At 28.7% G+C, this 14,002-nt stretch carries 15 protein-coding genes; 9 read left to right on the top strand and 6 right to left on the bottom strand.

Annotation, left to right across the window (positions count from 1 at the left end):
- Nucleotide 1: 1 nt before the first annotated feature.
- The 3 genes from lptC to AC5SLO_RS00500 are packed head-to-tail and all read right to left on the bottom strand — an operon-like array spanning nucleotide 2 to nucleotide 2,173.
- Nucleotides 2-589, bottom strand: coding sequence for an LPS export ABC transporter periplasmic protein LptC (lptC, locus tag AC5SLO_RS00490; RefSeq protein ID WP_494573263.1), 588 nt, complete (start codon nucleotides 587-589; stop codon nucleotides 2-4).
- A complete protein-coding gene (locus AC5SLO_RS00495; RefSeq protein WP_494573264.1) occupies nucleotides 590-1,561 on the bottom strand; it encodes a KpsF/GutQ family sugar-phosphate isomerase in 972 nt (323 codons plus the stop codon).
- Nucleotides 1,562-2,173 (bottom strand): ribonuclease D, encoded by a 612-nt coding sequence (locus AC5SLO_RS00500; RefSeq protein WP_494573265.1) that lies wholly within the window; start codon nucleotides 2,171-2,173, stop codon nucleotides 1,562-1,564.
- 16 nt (nucleotides 2,174-2,189) lie between these two features.
- Between AC5SLO_RS00500 and AC5SLO_RS00505 the strand changes: the two genes are divergently transcribed.
- Nucleotides 2,190-3,158 carry a complex I NDUFA9 subunit family protein gene (locus AC5SLO_RS00505; protein WP_494573266.1) on the top strand — a complete coding sequence of 323 codons (969 nt, stop codon included), beginning with the start codon at nucleotides 2,190-2,192 and terminating at the stop codon, nucleotides 3,156-3,158.
- Between the two features lie 159 nt (nucleotides 3,159-3,317).
- On the opposite strand, the gene AC5SLO_RS00510 is transcribed toward AC5SLO_RS00505, so the two are convergent.
- Nucleotides 3,318-3,818, bottom strand: a complete 501-nt coding sequence (locus AC5SLO_RS00510) for a GcrA family cell cycle regulator (RefSeq protein ID WP_494573267.1) — start codon at nucleotides 3,816-3,818, stop codon at nucleotides 3,318-3,320.
- 124 nt (nucleotides 3,819-3,942) lie between these two features.
- On the opposite strand from AC5SLO_RS00510, the gene AC5SLO_RS00515 reads away from it, so the two are divergent.
- Genes AC5SLO_RS00515 through argF form a run of 3 tightly spaced genes read left to right on the top strand, consistent with a single transcriptional unit; the run spans nucleotide 3,943 to nucleotide 6,857 of the window.
- Nucleotides 3,943-4,755 carry an ABC transporter permease gene (locus tag AC5SLO_RS00515; RefSeq protein WP_494573268.1) on the top strand — a complete coding sequence of 271 codons (813 nt, stop codon included), beginning with the start codon at nucleotides 3,943-3,945 and terminating at the stop codon, nucleotides 4,753-4,755.
- A 3-nt stretch (nucleotides 4,756-4,758) separates the two neighbouring features.
- Nucleotides 4,759-5,925 (top strand): aspartate aminotransferase family protein, encoded by a 1,167-nt coding sequence (locus AC5SLO_RS00520; RefSeq protein WP_494573269.1) that lies wholly within the window; start codon nucleotides 4,759-4,761, stop codon nucleotides 5,923-5,925.
- 2 nt (nucleotides 5,926-5,927) lie between these two features.
- Entirely contained in the window at nucleotides 5,928-6,857 is a 930-nt protein-coding gene (gene argF / locus AC5SLO_RS00525; RefSeq protein WP_494573270.1) for an ornithine carbamoyltransferase, read from the top strand.
- Here the strand turns inward: argF and AC5SLO_RS00530 are convergent.
- Nucleotides 6,849-7,388: a c-type cytochrome gene (locus AC5SLO_RS00530; RefSeq protein WP_494573271.1), complete on the bottom strand. Its 540-nt coding sequence runs from the start codon at nucleotides 7,386-7,388 to the stop codon at nucleotides 6,849-6,851. The two genes, argF and AC5SLO_RS00530, sit on opposite strands and share 9 nt — an antisense overlap.
- A gap of 104 nt (nucleotides 7,389-7,492) precedes the next feature.
- Between AC5SLO_RS00530 and kdsB the strand changes: the two genes are divergently transcribed.
- The 5 genes from kdsB (at nucleotide 7,493) to recR (ending at nucleotide 11,825) form a co-directional block, all read left to right on the top strand.
- On the top strand, nucleotides 7,493-8,233 hold the full coding sequence (gene kdsB, locus AC5SLO_RS00535) for a 3-deoxy-manno-octulosonate cytidylyltransferase (RefSeq protein ID WP_494573272.1): 741 nt from the start codon (nucleotides 7,493-7,495) through the stop codon (nucleotides 8,231-8,233).
- 4 nt (nucleotides 8,234-8,237) lie between these two features.
- On the top strand, nucleotides 8,238-9,068 hold the full coding sequence (locus AC5SLO_RS00540; protein ID WP_494573273.1) for a prephenate dehydratase domain-containing protein: 831 nt from the start codon (nucleotides 8,238-8,240) through the stop codon (nucleotides 9,066-9,068).
- A 142-nt stretch (nucleotides 9,069-9,210) separates the two neighbouring features.
- Complete coding sequence (gene dnaX / locus AC5SLO_RS00545) at nucleotides 9,211-10,899, top strand: DNA polymerase III subunit gamma/tau (RefSeq protein WP_494573274.1); 1,689 nt, start codon at nucleotides 9,211-9,213, stop codon at nucleotides 10,897-10,899.
- Nucleotides 10,892-11,209 (top strand): YbaB/EbfC family nucleoid-associated protein, encoded by a 318-nt coding sequence (locus AC5SLO_RS00550; RefSeq protein WP_494573275.1) that lies wholly within the window; start codon nucleotides 10,892-10,894, stop codon nucleotides 11,207-11,209. Before dnaX ends, AC5SLO_RS00550 begins: the two co-directional genes overlap by 8 nt.
- Nucleotides 11,210-11,213: 4 nt before the next feature.
- Complete coding sequence (recR, locus tag AC5SLO_RS00555; protein WP_494573276.1) at nucleotides 11,214-11,825, top strand: recombination mediator RecR; 612 nt, start codon at nucleotides 11,214-11,216, stop codon at nucleotides 11,823-11,825.
- On the opposite strand, the gene AC5SLO_RS00560 is transcribed toward recR, so the two are convergent.
- Entirely contained in the window at nucleotides 11,812-13,998 is a 2,187-nt protein-coding gene (locus AC5SLO_RS00560; RefSeq protein WP_494573277.1) for a malate synthase G, read from the bottom strand. The two genes, recR and AC5SLO_RS00560, sit on opposite strands and share 14 nt — an antisense overlap.
- Nucleotides 13,999-14,002: the final 4 nt, after the last annotated feature.

The raw sequence follows: 14,002 nt of genomic DNA on the forward strand, positions 1-14,002 counted from the left end.
ATTATTTTGTACCTTTTACTAAAACTTTTTTATTTTTATCATCCATAAAAATTTTTGTATCTTTTGTAGTAAGATTTATTTCAACTTTATCAGCAAATAAACTTGTTTTTTTTCTTTTATAAATAACATCTTTAGAAATAGTTCCAAGGTTTTTTAAAAATGAAAGATTTAAATATTCTCCTGTTATTTTGTGACTTGGATAGAGAATTATTACATTTTCAGAAAAAATAGTATCATAATTTTTTGAATTATATACGCCAAAATTTGAAGTAATTATAATAGTGTCAGAGTCTTTAATAGAAATGTAAGCAACCACATTTTCTAATAACATAACATCTGAGTCTTCAATTTTAATTTCAGCTTGCTCTGCAGTAATTTGATATCTATTTCCCCTCGTGTCAAAAGAAATATAATTTACGTTATCTATATAGGTCGAGTTATCATTTTGACTAGTGATAATTTGTTTTTCTTCTTTTGGAATATTTTCTGAAATTTTTTGACTATTTTTAAAATATCTTAAATAAAATAATATTGAAAATAAAAAAATAAGAAAAATTAATAATATCTGAATTGTAGTTTTTTTATTCATTTAATGAATATTTGACTGCAATATGCTGTGTATATGTATAATTCCAATAGTTTTTTTTATTTTCTTTTGGTTATGAACACATAGTGAGGTAATTTTTTTTGCATTCATTACTGATAATGCTTTTTCTGCAAGAGTATCTTTTTCAATACTTATAGGATTTTTTGTCATTACTTTTTTAACTGTTAAATCTTGAAGATTTGCATTTGTTTCATTAAATCTACGAATTTGACCATCTGTAATAATTCCTACTGTTATTTTTTTTTTATTTTGAACAATTAAAGTTCCAAGTTTTTTATTTGATATTATCTGTAAAGCTTTTTTCATTTTCAAGTTTTCATCAACAAATGGTATTTTTTTTCCTATAATCATTAGTTCCTCCACTGTTCTCAACTGCGCCCCAAGATTGCCAGATGGATGAAATTTTTTAAAATCTTTCTTACTTATTTTTTTTTTATTTAAGGCAGCTACAGCCAAAGCATCTCCAATACTAAGTTGATTAATAGTACTTGAAGTTGGCACTATTCCAAGACCAGCCTCAGTTACTTCTGGTATAAGTAGTTTTATGTCAGACGCTTTATACAGTATAGAATTTCTTTTTGACATTATGCCAATTAAGGTAATCTTATTTCTGTTAGCATATTTAATAATATTTTTAAGCTCTTCTGTAGATCCTGAGTAGCTAATTAAAATTAAAATGTCTTTTTTAGATATGCTTCCAAGATCCCCGTGAGAACAGTCATTAGCAGATAATGAAAAAGAAGGAGTTCCAACAGAAGAAAGTGTTGCGGAAATTTTTGATGCTATTAAACCACTTTTTCCCACACCACAGAGTATCACTTTAGATTGACATTTTGCTATTGCATCAACAGCCTCATTAAATGATTGGTTGATTGAACTTTTAAGTTTTTTTAGGGCTTTTATTTCTAAATCTATTACCTCTTTTGCAATTTTTTTATAATCTTTTTTTTTCATTTAGTGAGCCCATATATCATCTTTGAATAAAGCCAAATCAAGATCAACTCTTGTTTTTAAAAATTTTAAGCAATTATTGTATAAATCAATCCGCTTTTCTCTAACTAGGATTTTATTTAATTCCGCGTGTATTTTATGCAAATAAATAACATCGTTAGCACAATATTTAAGTTGAGCAGGCGATAATTCACCACCAAAATCTGAACTTTGAAATTGTTTGCTAACATCAATATTCATGAATTCTTTAATTAAAGTTTTAAGAGAATGACTATCTGAATAAGATCTAGCTAGTTTTGATGCAATTTTTGTATCTAGAATATTTTTAGTTTCTGTTTTTAGGTAATATTTAATGTGCGCTATATCAGCCCTTCCGTAATGAAATATTTTTGTAATCTTTTCATCTGATAGAACTTTATTTAGGTTTGGAGCAATATAATTTTTTCTATCTAGTTGGATTATATGTGCATCTGAATTACCAGTTGATATTTGTATCAGACATAAGGGGTCACGCTTAACGTTAAGCCCCATAAACTCTCCATCAACAGCAATAATATTGCCTAAATCTAAATCTTCTGGTAGATCCCCTTTGTGAAGTTTAATATCAATATTCATTTTTAAATATATATATATGAAAGCAAAAAATTGTCTAATCTTTGGCGGCAGCGGTCAAATAGGTAGACATTTAATCAGAAAGCTAACTAAAAATAATTATAAAGTAACTATTGTTACTAGAAACCTTCATCAAAAAGGCTACATAATTAAAACCCAAGGCAATGCTGGATACATTGACATTGTTGAAGCTAATATTTTTGATGAAAACAAAATAAGAAAATTATTTTCTAAAGCTGACATTTGTATAAATTTAATAGGAATTTTATATGAAAGTAGAAAAGGCAATTCATTTAAAAATATTCATTCTATTTTTCCGTCTATTTTAGCTAAGCTTTGTAAGGAATATAAAGTTAATCAATTTATTCATTTATCAGCATTAGGCATTAATAAAGCGACAGACTCAGAATATGCAAAAAGTAAATTAGAGGGTGAGCTTAATATTCAAAAAAATTTTTCTTTAGCTACAATATTAAGACCTTCAGTCGTTTATTCAGTTGACGATAACTTTACAACAAGTTTTATGACCTTATTAAGCAGACTTCCATTTTTCCCACTTTATTACAATGGTGACACTAAATTTACTCCAATACATTGTTCTGATTTAACAGATATAATTTATTATATTATTTCAAAAAATATTCATTCAAAGATAGTGGAATGTGTTGGGCCTGAAACTTTTACTTTAAAAAAAATTCTCAATAAACTATTAGTACTAATTAATAAAAAAAGACTCTTAATACCCATGCCTTTATTTGCGGCCAAAATATCAGCAAAATTTTTTCAATTATTCCCAAAACCATTATTGACAATAGATCAATTGACTCTTTTAAAATATGACAATATTCCTTCAAGTAAATATCAAACTAATTTTGATTTAGGAGTGCCAAGTTCAAAAATATTTGACCAAGAAGTTCAAAAGTATTGTTATATGTGGAGAGAAAGTGGTCAATTTTCTACAAAAAAATATAGAACTAGTAATTCTTAATAGAAATTAAAACACTAAAACGTTATAATTTATTGGTCGTGATCAAAATAATTTATTTATTAATATTTTTAATTTTTTCGTTCTTAATCTATTTAATTATTAAATCTCTTATTAGAGGTTTAGAGGGTAAAAAAAAAATAAAAAAAATTTTAAAATACGCTAAGATGTATTTATTTTCTTTTCAATATATTGAGTAGTCTCTTCATCTTTGTCACTCACAGGCTCTTCTTTTTTTCCTTTTGGTTGATAAGCATAAAGTAAGTGAAGTTTACAGTATGAAAAATCTTTTAAAGAAGATCTGCCACAGAAATAAAAACTCTCTTCTTCTGGGTGCCCAATAGGCCACTTACATGAACTTTCGTCTAGCTCTTCTAATTTTTTTGGATTTTCAGGCTCAAAGTCTTTTTCAATTATTAATGATTTAAATTTACTTTTTCTTCCTCTTTTTTGCTTTGAGTTATTTTCTTCTGAGTTATTATCATAATTTTGAATTGAAGAAGCATTACGAGTTTTGATTTTCGACGATAGGTTAAGTCTGTGCGCTTTACCAATAACAGCATTTCTGCTGATACCCCCAATTATTTCTGCAATTTGACTTGCTGTACTTCCCTTGCCCCAAAGCTCTTTTAATTTTACAACTTTTTCTTCTGTCCAACTCATAATCTATATTTAGTGTGTTACTTAATTTTAATAACTATATACAGATCACATGAGAATTAAAAAAAAACAATAAATATTTTTGTTTTGTACACAAATTATTTTTAAAACTTATAAATGATTACTTATGGTTGAATTGAATAAAAAATATCATATTGTTGTAAAGAAATTTGGTCTTGTTAATTGGATTGGTTTTAGAAGTTTGTGGCTTAAAGAATGCAATAGGTTCATGGCAGTTTGGCAACAAACATTACTATCTCCACTTGTATCCAGTCTTTTATTTTTATCAGTATTATCTTTGGCGCTAGGAAATAATAGGGGAGATGTTCTTGGTTACTCATTTATTAGTTTTCTAGCTCCGGGATTAATTGCTATGAGCATTTTAACCCAATCATTTAGTCATTCAGTTTCATCATTAATGATAGGAAAAATTCAAGGAAATATCGTAGATATGCTTTACGCACCCTTATCTGCATTTGAGGTTTCAATGGCAATAATACTTGCAGCCTTGACTAGAAGTTTCTTGATTGCAATCATTTCAATTGGAGTTTTTTCTTTGATAGTTGAAATACCTATTAATAATTTTTTATATATTTTTATATTTGGTTTTTTAAGTGCATTTATTTTAGGAAGCTTGGGCTTTATAACAGGACTATGGGCCGAAAAGTTTGATCATACAGCTACAGTAACTAACTTTGTTATTACCCCTTTAAGTTTTTTATCAGGAGTTTTTTATTCAATTGATAAGCTTCCACAATTTTTTCAAACCATAAGTCATCTTAATCCTTTTTTTTATATGATTGATGGTTTTAGGTATGGTTTTTTAGGAAGGTCTGATGGATCAATAAGTATAGGTTTAATATATTTATTAATACTAAGTATTTTAATGTGGTATGTAGCTTTTTTTCTTTACAAAAAAGGTTATAAAATTAAATCTTAATAAATGAGCGCTTTAGCAAAAAACTATAACAGAAGACCTATTTCATTTAAATATGGAAAAGGTAGTTTTTTATATTCAACTAATGGAAAAAAATACTTAGATTTTGTTCAAGGCATCGCAGTTAATTCTTTAGGACATGCTAATCCATATTTAATAAAAGCAATAAATAAACAATCAAAAAAATTATGGCATATATCAAATGCATTTATAATTCCAGAGGGAGAAAGATTGGCTGAAAGATTAACAAAAAAAACTTTTGCTGATTTTGTTATTTTTCAAAACAGTGGAGCTGAAGCAACAGAAGCAGCAATCAAGGCTGCCAGAAGGTATTTTTACTCAATAGGGCAACCTTCAAAAAACAGAATTCTTTGTATTAAAAATTCATTTCATGGCAGAACATTAGCAGCAATCTATGCTAGTGGATCAAAAAAAATGACTGAAGGGTTTGGTCCTAAAGTTGATGGATTTGATCATTTTGAATTTGGAAATCACAAAAGTTTAATAAATTCTATCACAAAAAAAACAGCAGCTATAATGATTGAAACTGTTATGGGTGAAGGAGGAATCAAAGCAATACCAGACTGGTGCCTAAAAGAGTTGAGAAAAATCTGTAATAAGAAAAAAATTTTATTAATTTTAGATGAGGTTCAGTGTGGCATAGGAAGATCTGGAAATTTTTTTGCTTTTGAAAATTCAAAAATTAAACCAGATATAGTACCAATAGCTAAAGGCATAGGAGGGGGATTCCCGCTCGGCGCACTTTTGATGAATAAAAAAGTTGCATCAGGTATGACAGTGGGTACTCATGGATCAACCTTTGGAGGAAATCCACTGGCAATGTCTGTTGGGAATGCGGTATTAGATCAAATATTTAAAAAAGGATTCCTTAATAATGTTAAAAAATTATCAAAATATTTTAATAAAGAATTAAATGAAATTAAAAAAAAATTCCCTAATGTTATTAAAGAGGTAAGAGGAGTTGGTTTACTTATTGGATTACAACTACATGGGGATCAGACAAAATTTATTCAAAAGTTAATGGATAATAAGCTTTTAACAATCAGGGCTGGAGAAAATGTAGTAAGAATATTACCACCACTCAATGTTAAGAAACAAGAAATAGATTTAGCTATAAATATCATTAAAAAAGTTTGTTCAACTTTTAAATAACAATGAAACATTTTATTACTCTTAAAGATATTCCAGCAGCAGATCTAAGAAAAATTATTACTGATGCAAAAAAAAGAAAATTAAAAAGAAAAAAATTTAACACTTTAGATGTAGATAAAGACCAACCTCTAAAGGGTAAATTACTCATTCAAATGTTTGAAAAAGCAAGTTTAAGAACAAGATTAAGTTTTTATCTAGCAATAAAACAATTAGGTGGAGGAACCATAACTCTTAGAGCAAATGAGTTGCATCTTGGAAAAGGTGGTGAAAGTTTAGCAGATACAGCAAAAATTTTATCAACCTATGGAGATGGTTTTATGTTGAGAACTGATAGTGATAAAAAAATTGAAGAATTTAGTAAATATTTAACAATGCCTGTTATCAATGGTTTGAGCCCCTCATCTCATCCAACTCAAGTTCTTTCAGACATTTTTACAGTCGAAGAGATAAAGAAAAAATCAATCTCAAAATTAAATATTTGTTGGGTTGGAGATTCAAACAATGTTTTGAATAGTTTAATTGCAGCATCAGTTAAGTTTTCATTTAAATTAAACATTGCTTGTCCAAAAAATTATGAACCTAAAAAGCTTGTAATTAATTGGGCAAAAAACAACAAAGGTAAAATTTTCATTTTTAATGATGCTAAAAAAGCTGTTAAAAATGCAGATGTGATTTTTTCAGATAAGGTTATCTCATTAAATGACAATGTAAATAAAACAAATAAGATTAGAGCTTTTAACAATTTTAAGATTAATTCTAAATTAATTAGTTTTGCAAAAAAAGATGCAACTTTTTTACATTGTCTTCCTCGAGGCAAAGAAGTTACCGATGAAGTTTTTTTAGGGAAAAATTCAGAGGTTTGGTTACAAGCACTCAATAGAGTACATGTTCAAAAAAGTATTCTTTTATACTGTTTTGAAAAATTAAGGTAATGGTATTGGGTTATCACTATTTTGATTTAAGTATTTGATAACAGAAGCTCTATCTGTTTCTTTTCTTAAACCAGCATAGGACATTTTTGTTCCCTTAAGGTAAGAGGCTGGTTTTGTTAAAAAACCATTTAGTTCTTCAAATGACCATTTTTTTCCATACGTCGCTAAAGCTTTGGAATATTTATAATCTGATACATGACCAACTTTACTTCCAACTACACCATAAAGTGCAGGTCCAATTTTGTTAGCTCCACCCTTTTCAATAGAATGACAAGCTGCACATTTTTTGAATATCTTTTCTCCAGCTGTCACGTCTCCTAGCGCCATGATAGCAACTATATCAATTTTTTCTTCCACTTCAGAAACTTGTGTTGCTAAAGAAGTAGACTGGTCTTCAATCTCGACTTGATACCCTGGATTTTTTGGTTGTTTTACATGAAAAACACCATCAGCAAGTTTACCTAAGCCAATGACCAAAAGAGCAACTAATAGAATTGATGCAATTATTTTATTTAACTCAAACGAATCCATATTTATTTAATTAATTTTGCAGATATAACATGATAATAAAAAAAAAACTCAAATTTTAATTTTTAATTTTGCGTCTAACAGACGCATAAGTTACAGGTTTTATAATGGTTAAAACATTAATTTTAATTCCTTCAAGAATGTCAGCATCCAGATTACCTGGAAAACCTCTTTTAAAAATTAATGATTTATCAATTATTTCTCATGTTTTTAAAAGAGCTGAGGAGGCCAATATTGGTGATGTGGTAGTTGCAACAGAAGATCAGGAAATATTAGAGGATGTAACCAAGAATGGTGGAAAAGCAATTTTAACTGGCAGTCATCATAAAACTGGTACAGATAGAGTTTTTGAAGCTTATAAAAAACTTAATCTAAAAAATATTGATTACATATTGAATCTTCAGGGGGATGAACCTGATATTGATAAAAATGATATCATAAATTTAAATAATTTTATGATTAACAATAATTCAGCAATTGGAACATTGGCTGCAAAATTAAAAGATGATGCTATGCTTGAAAATGAAAATGTTGTTAAAGTTTTTACAGAAAAAGAGATAGTAAATAATAATTTTCCATTAGCAATAAACTTTAGTAGAAAAAGTATGCCTTCAAGCAATCTAAATGTTTATCATCATATTGGAATATATTCATATAAGACAAATATATTAGAAAAATTTATAGATTTAGATCAAACTATAAATGAAAAAAAAAATAGATTAGAACAATTAAGAGCGCTTGATAATAATATAAAAATTAATGTAGCTTTAGCAAAATATTCTCCTATTGGAGTCGATACAGAAGAGGATTATCTGGCTATAAAAAAAATTATGGAATATAAATCATAATAGAATGAGAAAAATATATTTTCAGGGAACTTTTGGAGCTTACTCACATTTGGCAGCTTTAGAAATAGATCCAAATTCAAAAATTATTCCATGTAAAACATTTGATGAATGTTTTTTAAAAGCTTTATCTGAGACAAATTCTAGAATAGTAATACCAGAATCAAATCGTATTACAGGAAATATCGGAATAGAGTACTTAATCTTTAAATACAGACTAAATATTTATGCAGAACATTTTCAAAAGATTGAACATAATTTGTTAGGACAGCCTGATAGTAAGCTAAGTGATATTAAAGACGTGTTCTCTCATGCTCAGGCATTATCTCAATGTTCAAAATTTATTAAAAAGAATAACTTTGTTGAGCATGTTCGAGCTGACACAGCGGGATCTGCTGAAAATATTTCAAAGAATAAAATTAAAAGTGAAGCAGCAATAGCATCATCATTGAGTGCAGAAATTTATAATTTAAAAATACTTGCTCCCAATATTGAAAATGAAAGTGGAAATGCAACTCGGTTCTTAATTATGGGAAAGGAAGTTTTACAGCCTAATTTTGAAAATAAAAAATACATAACCTCTTTTTTATTTAAACTTAAAAGCAAACCTGCTGCCCTCTATCAGTCGTTGGGAGGTTTTGCTATTAATGGTGTTAATCTTACAAAGCTTCAAAGTTATCCAGAGCAGAATTCATTCGAATCTTATTTTTTTCTATGTGATTTAGATGGCCACATAGAAGATGCAAAAGTTCAAAAATCTTTGGAGGAATTGGGACTTCATTGTCAAGACTTTCACGTGCTAGGTGTTTTTGAGGCTGATAAATTTAGAGAAAAATAACCTAGAAACTTTTCTTGTAGATTAGAAAACATTACTGCTATAATAGTTTTGGAGGCTAGAGGTGAATGCTGCTTGAACCCGACCAGATCTTAACGGAAGCAGTCGTAGAGACAGTTTTTCAGGTTCTAGTCTCCTTAAAAAAATGAATAAAAATACAAAAGTTTTAGCTTTAAAATATAGACCCCAAACATTTGATGACCTTATAGGTCAAGATGTGGTGGCAGAAACTATATCTAATTCAATTAAGGCTAATAAAGTTCCAAATGCTTACCTTTTCACAGGAATTAGAGGAATTGGAAAAACTACCACAGCAAGAATAGTTGCAAAGTCTTTAAATTGTTCAAATGGCACTGATAACCTATGCAAAGAAAATTTTTGTGAAAATTGTACTGCAATTTCAAATTCAAATCATATTGATGTGTTAGAAATGGATGCAGCAAGTAAGACAGGAGTTGATGATGTAAGGGACCTTATTGAATTCTCAAGGTATGGTCCAACTACAGCTAAATATAAAATATTCATAATAGATGAAGTTCACATGCTCAGCAAACAAGCATTTAATGCTTTGTTAAAAACATTAGAGGAGCCGCCAGAATATTTAAAATTTATTTTTGCAACAACTGAAATAAAAAAAATCCCAATTACAGTAGTATCACGATGTCAAAGATTTGACCTATCTAGGATTAAATCATTTGAATTATTTAATTTTATTAAAGAAATTAAAAATAAAGAAAATGGCAATGCATCAGATGATGCACTTAAATTGATTGTTAAAATTTCTGAAGGGTCAGTTAGAGATGCCTTATCATTACTTGATAGAGCATTACTGACATTAGATAAAAATAGAGAATTAGATTTAAGTGCTGCTCAAAAAATATTTGGTTATTTCGATAAATCACAACTAATTACTTTGTTTGAACTTATATTTGAGGGCAAAGAAAAAGAAGTTTTAAGCACTTACAGGGAAATATATAATCAGGGAGTTGAGCCTAAAATATTTATAAATGATTTCCTAGAATTACTTTATTATTTTAAAAATATTAATTCATTAGATATTGATGGAACAAATTTTTCTTTAAATGATGAAGAATTTAAAAAGATTCAAGAAATCTCAGGAAAAGTTAATAATGAAACTTTAATATTATTTTGGCAATTTACAATTAAGACTTTGGAAGAGCTAGATATTGTTTCTAATCAACATTTATCTATGGAAATGTTTTTAATTAGACTGACTCATTTAAAAGAAATGAATAAGCAAGTATTAGATATTGATGACGTAGAAGCATCTCAAAAAACTGAAAAAGTTAATTATGCCTCTTCTTTACAAACAAAAGATGATGATGATTTGTTTGGGATAAAAGACAAAGCAGAAACAATAGGTCAAATGAAAAATATTGTTCAAGAAAAAGATATAAAAATAAAAGATGAGGGGAAAGAAATTAAACTACAGACAAAACTTTTAAATTCATTTGATGATCTATTGGAATTATGTTCATCTAAAAAAGAAATTAAATTAAAATATGAATTAGAAAAGAATGTTAACCTTGTAAGTTTTGAAAACAAAAGAATAGAAATTTCTTTTAATGAAGATCTTGATAAAGATTTTATCAAAGACTTGTCTTTAAAACTTTATGAGTGGACAAATGAAAGGTGGATAATAACATTAAGTAAAACAAAGGGTCAGCCATCTAAAAAAGAAGAGGAAGTAAATTTAAAAAAAGAGTTAATTGACTCTGTAAAAAAATCTTCAATTTATAGGGATATTTTACAAAAATTTCCTGATGCTGAGCTAATTGATATTAAGCAAAGAGATAACAAAAAAAATGACTGATTTTACAAAAATTTTAAATAAAGCTAAGGAATTAGAAGCCAAAATGAAAGAGAGCCAGGAAAAAATTAAAAATATTCAGGCGGAGGGAACTTCAGGTTCCAACTCAGTAAAAGTTATACTAAATGGTGAAAACGAAATGATTAAAATAAATTTATCTGATGAAGTTATGAAAGAGGATAAAGTTATAATAGAAGACTTAATCGTAGCGGCTCACAATAATGCAAAATCAGAACTAAAGTCTAAAACATCTGAGGAACTTTCAAAATCCACAAGTGGATTTGACATTCCTGGTTTTAAATGGCCACTTTAATTCAATGCAAAATATTAGTGAAATAGATGAATTAATTAAATTAATTGCTAAGCTTCCAGGATTAGGTCCTAAATCTGCAAAAAGAATTGTACTAAAACTTATAAACAATAGAGATGAGTTGGTTAAACCAATGGCCAATACATTAGCCCAGGTTTATAAAAATGTAATTAGATGTCAATCTTGTGGAACTTTAAAATCAAACTCTGACGGTTGTAATAATTGTGAAAATACAAAAGAGAAATATAACAAAATATGTGTTGTTGAAGACATAGCTGACCAATGGTCTATAGAAAATTCAAATATTTTTAAAGGATACTTCCATATTCTTGGTGGAACAATTTCATCCGCTGGTCAGAGAAAAGAAGACCTTTTAATTAATTCATTGGTGGAGAGAGTTAGTAGAGAAAATATAGAGGAAGTTATATTAGCCACAAGTGCAACTGTCGAAGGTCAAACAACAGCTTATTATATCCAAGATAGTCTTAAGCAAACTAAAACAAAAATAACAAAACTAGCACAAGGTCTGCCAGTTGGGGGTGAGATAGAAAGTCTGGATGATGGAACTTTATATTCTGCCTTTAAAAATAGATCGGGAATTAAAACTAATTCTGATTAGACTTTTTTAACAATCTGTTTAGATGTAGTAAAGGCTCTGTATATCCAGAAGGCTGTTCTTTTCCTTTAAAAATTAAATCACAAGCAGTTTTAAACGCAACCGATTGATCAAAATTATCAGACATCATTTCATAGCTACCTCTTCCAGATCGAGTATAAGCGCCATCATTCTTATTTTGATCATCTACAATCTTTGCCATGTTTTTCATAATTTTTATTACTTGTTCCTTAGAACAAACACCATGATGAACCCAATTAGCAATGTGTTGAGATGAAATTCTTAAAGTAGCTCGATCTTCCATTAATCCAATATTATTAATATCAGGTACCTTTGAACAACCAACGCCATGATCAATCCATCTCACAACATATCCCAATAGAGTTTGTGCAGAGTTTGCAATTTCAGAATTTATTTCATCAACAGACCAGTTTGGCCTATCAGCTACTGGAATCGTTAAAAGATCATCTAACTTTGCAGCATGTCTTTTCTGTAATTCTTTTTGTTGATCAAAAATATTTATTTCGTGATAATGAAGAGCATGAAGAGCTGCTGCTGTAGGAGAAGGTACCCAGGCACAATTAGCTCCGGCTTTAAGATGGCCAGTTTTTTGCTCCATCATATCTTTCATTTTATCTGGCATGGCCCACATACCTTTACCAATTTGTGCTACACCTGAAAAACCACACGCAAGTCCTACATCCACATTGTTATTTTCATATGCATTAATCCATTTCGAAGACTTCATATCTCCTTTTTTTATCATTGGACCTGCTTCCATTGATGTATGCATTTCATCACCAGTTCTATCTAAAAAACCTGTATTGATAAAAAATACTCTATTTTTCAGAGTTCTGATGCACTCTTTAAGATTGGACGATGTTCTTCTTTCCTCATCCATTATTCCAATTTTACATGTGTATTTTTCCAATCCTAAAACTTCTTCAACTTTAGTAAAGATTAAATCTGTAAATGAAGTTTCATCAGGACCATGCATTTTTGGTTTAACAATATAAATGGAACCCTTTCTTGAATTACTTTTTTTTTCGATATCGTGAAGGCAAGCTGCTGAAGTTATAAAGGCATCCATAATACCTTCTGGTATTTCAGAACCATCTTTTAAAGTGATTGCTGAGTTAGTCATAAGGTGTCCGACATTTCTTATCAATAACAAACTCCTTCCATGTAGTTTTAATCCTTTTCCATCTTTAGAAATATAACTTCTGTCAGGATTTAATTTACGTTCATATGTCTTTCCATTTTTTTCGAAAGTCGATTTTAAATCACCCTTCATAAGACCAAGCCAATTACGATAACAAATAACTTTGTCATCAGCATCAACCGCAGCAACGCTATCTTCATTATCACAAATAGTTGAAACTGCAGCTTCAACAATTATATCGCTAATTTTAGCAGGATCTTGTTTAGAACTAAAAGCATTTGGATCTATAATTATTTCTATATGGAGATTATTATTTTTTAATATTATTGCTGAAGGATCATTGGCCTCTCCTCTATGACCAATAAATTTATCTTTATTTTTTAAAGATGTTTCAGTGTTATCTTTTAATATTGTTAAAGAACCATTATCAATTTTAAACCCTGTAATATTATGCCATTCAAAATCTTCTAGAGGAAAATATTTTTTTAAAAAGTCTCTTCCATATTTTATAACCATTTCCCCTCTTAAAGGATCATATCTTTGATGGGCACTATCTTCAGATTGTTCAATTATGTCTGTGCCATACAAACTATCATATAAACTCATCCATCTAGCATTTGCAGCGTTCAGTGCATATCTTTCATTCATGATTGGAACTACTAATTGCGGTCCAGCAATACTAGTTATTTCTTCATCAACGTTATTTGTTTGAATTTTAAAATCTGGACCTACTTCTTTTAGATAATCAATTTCCTTTAAAAATTTTTTATATTCCTCTAAATTTATTTCATTGCCTTCATTAGCAATATGCCAATTGTCTATTTTTTTTTGTAAATCTTCTCTTATTTTTAATAGTTCTTTATTTTTTGGGGCTAGCTCATGAACTGCTTTGTCGAAGCCTTCCCAGAATTTTTCAGAAGAAATATTTGTATCTTTAAGCAATTCTTCATTAATGAAGTTAAGTAATTGATTAGAAACTGATAGATTGTGTATTTTTGTATATTGTTCTTTCATAGCA

This window comes from Candidatus Pelagibacter sp. PS_44, assembly GCF_059417735.1.

Bases quoted from the DNA above. Each gene is read 5' to 3' on its own strand.
- AC5SLO_RS00520 (WP_494573269.1), top strand. From the start codon at position 4,759: ATGAGCGCTTTAGCAAAAAACTATAACAGAAGACCTATTTCATTTAAA.
- AC5SLO_RS00495 (WP_494573264.1), bottom strand. From the start codon at position 1,561: ATGAAAAAAAAAGATTATAAAAAAATTGCAAAAGAGGTAATAGATTTA.
- AC5SLO_RS00515 (WP_494573268.1), top strand. From the start codon at position 3,943: ATGGTTGAATTGAATAAAAAATATCATATTGTTGTAAAGAAATTTGGT.
- kdsB (WP_494573272.1), top strand. From the start codon at position 7,493: ATGGTTAAAACATTAATTTTAATTCCTTCAAGAATGTCAGCATCCAGA.
- AC5SLO_RS00550 (WP_494573275.1), top strand. From the start codon at position 10,892: ATGACTGATTTTACAAAAATTTTAAATAAAGCTAAGGAATTAGAAGCC.
- AC5SLO_RS00560 (WP_494573277.1), bottom strand. From the start codon at position 13,998: ATGAAAGAACAATATACAAAAATACACAATCTATCAGTTTCTAATCAA.
- argF (WP_494573270.1), top strand. From the start codon at position 5,928: ATGAAACATTTTATTACTCTTAAAGATATTCCAGCAGCAGATCTAAGA.
- AC5SLO_RS00510 (WP_494573267.1), bottom strand. From the start codon at position 3,818: ATGAGTTGGACAGAAGAAAAAGTTGTAAAATTAAAAGAGCTTTGGGGC.
- lptC (WP_494573263.1), bottom strand. From the start codon at position 589: ATGAATAAAAAAACTACAATTCAGATATTATTAATTTTTCTTATTTTT.
- dnaX (WP_494573274.1), top strand. From the start codon at position 9,211: ATGAATAAAAATACAAAAGTTTTAGCTTTAAAATATAGACCCCAAACA.
- AC5SLO_RS00530 (WP_494573271.1), bottom strand. From the start codon at position 7,388: ATGGATTCGTTTGAGTTAAATAAAATAATTGCATCAATTCTATTAGTT.
- AC5SLO_RS00505 (WP_494573266.1), top strand. From the start codon at position 2,190: ATGAAAGCAAAAAATTGTCTAATCTTTGGCGGCAGCGGTCAAATAGGT.
- recR (WP_494573276.1), top strand. From the start codon at position 11,214: ATGCAAAATATTAGTGAAATAGATGAATTAATTAAATTAATTGCTAAG.
- AC5SLO_RS00540 (WP_494573273.1), top strand. From the start codon at position 8,238: ATGAGAAAAATATATTTTCAGGGAACTTTTGGAGCTTACTCACATTTG.
- AC5SLO_RS00500 (WP_494573265.1), bottom strand. From the start codon at position 2,173: ATGAATATTGATATTAAACTTCACAAAGGGGATCTACCAGAAGATTTA.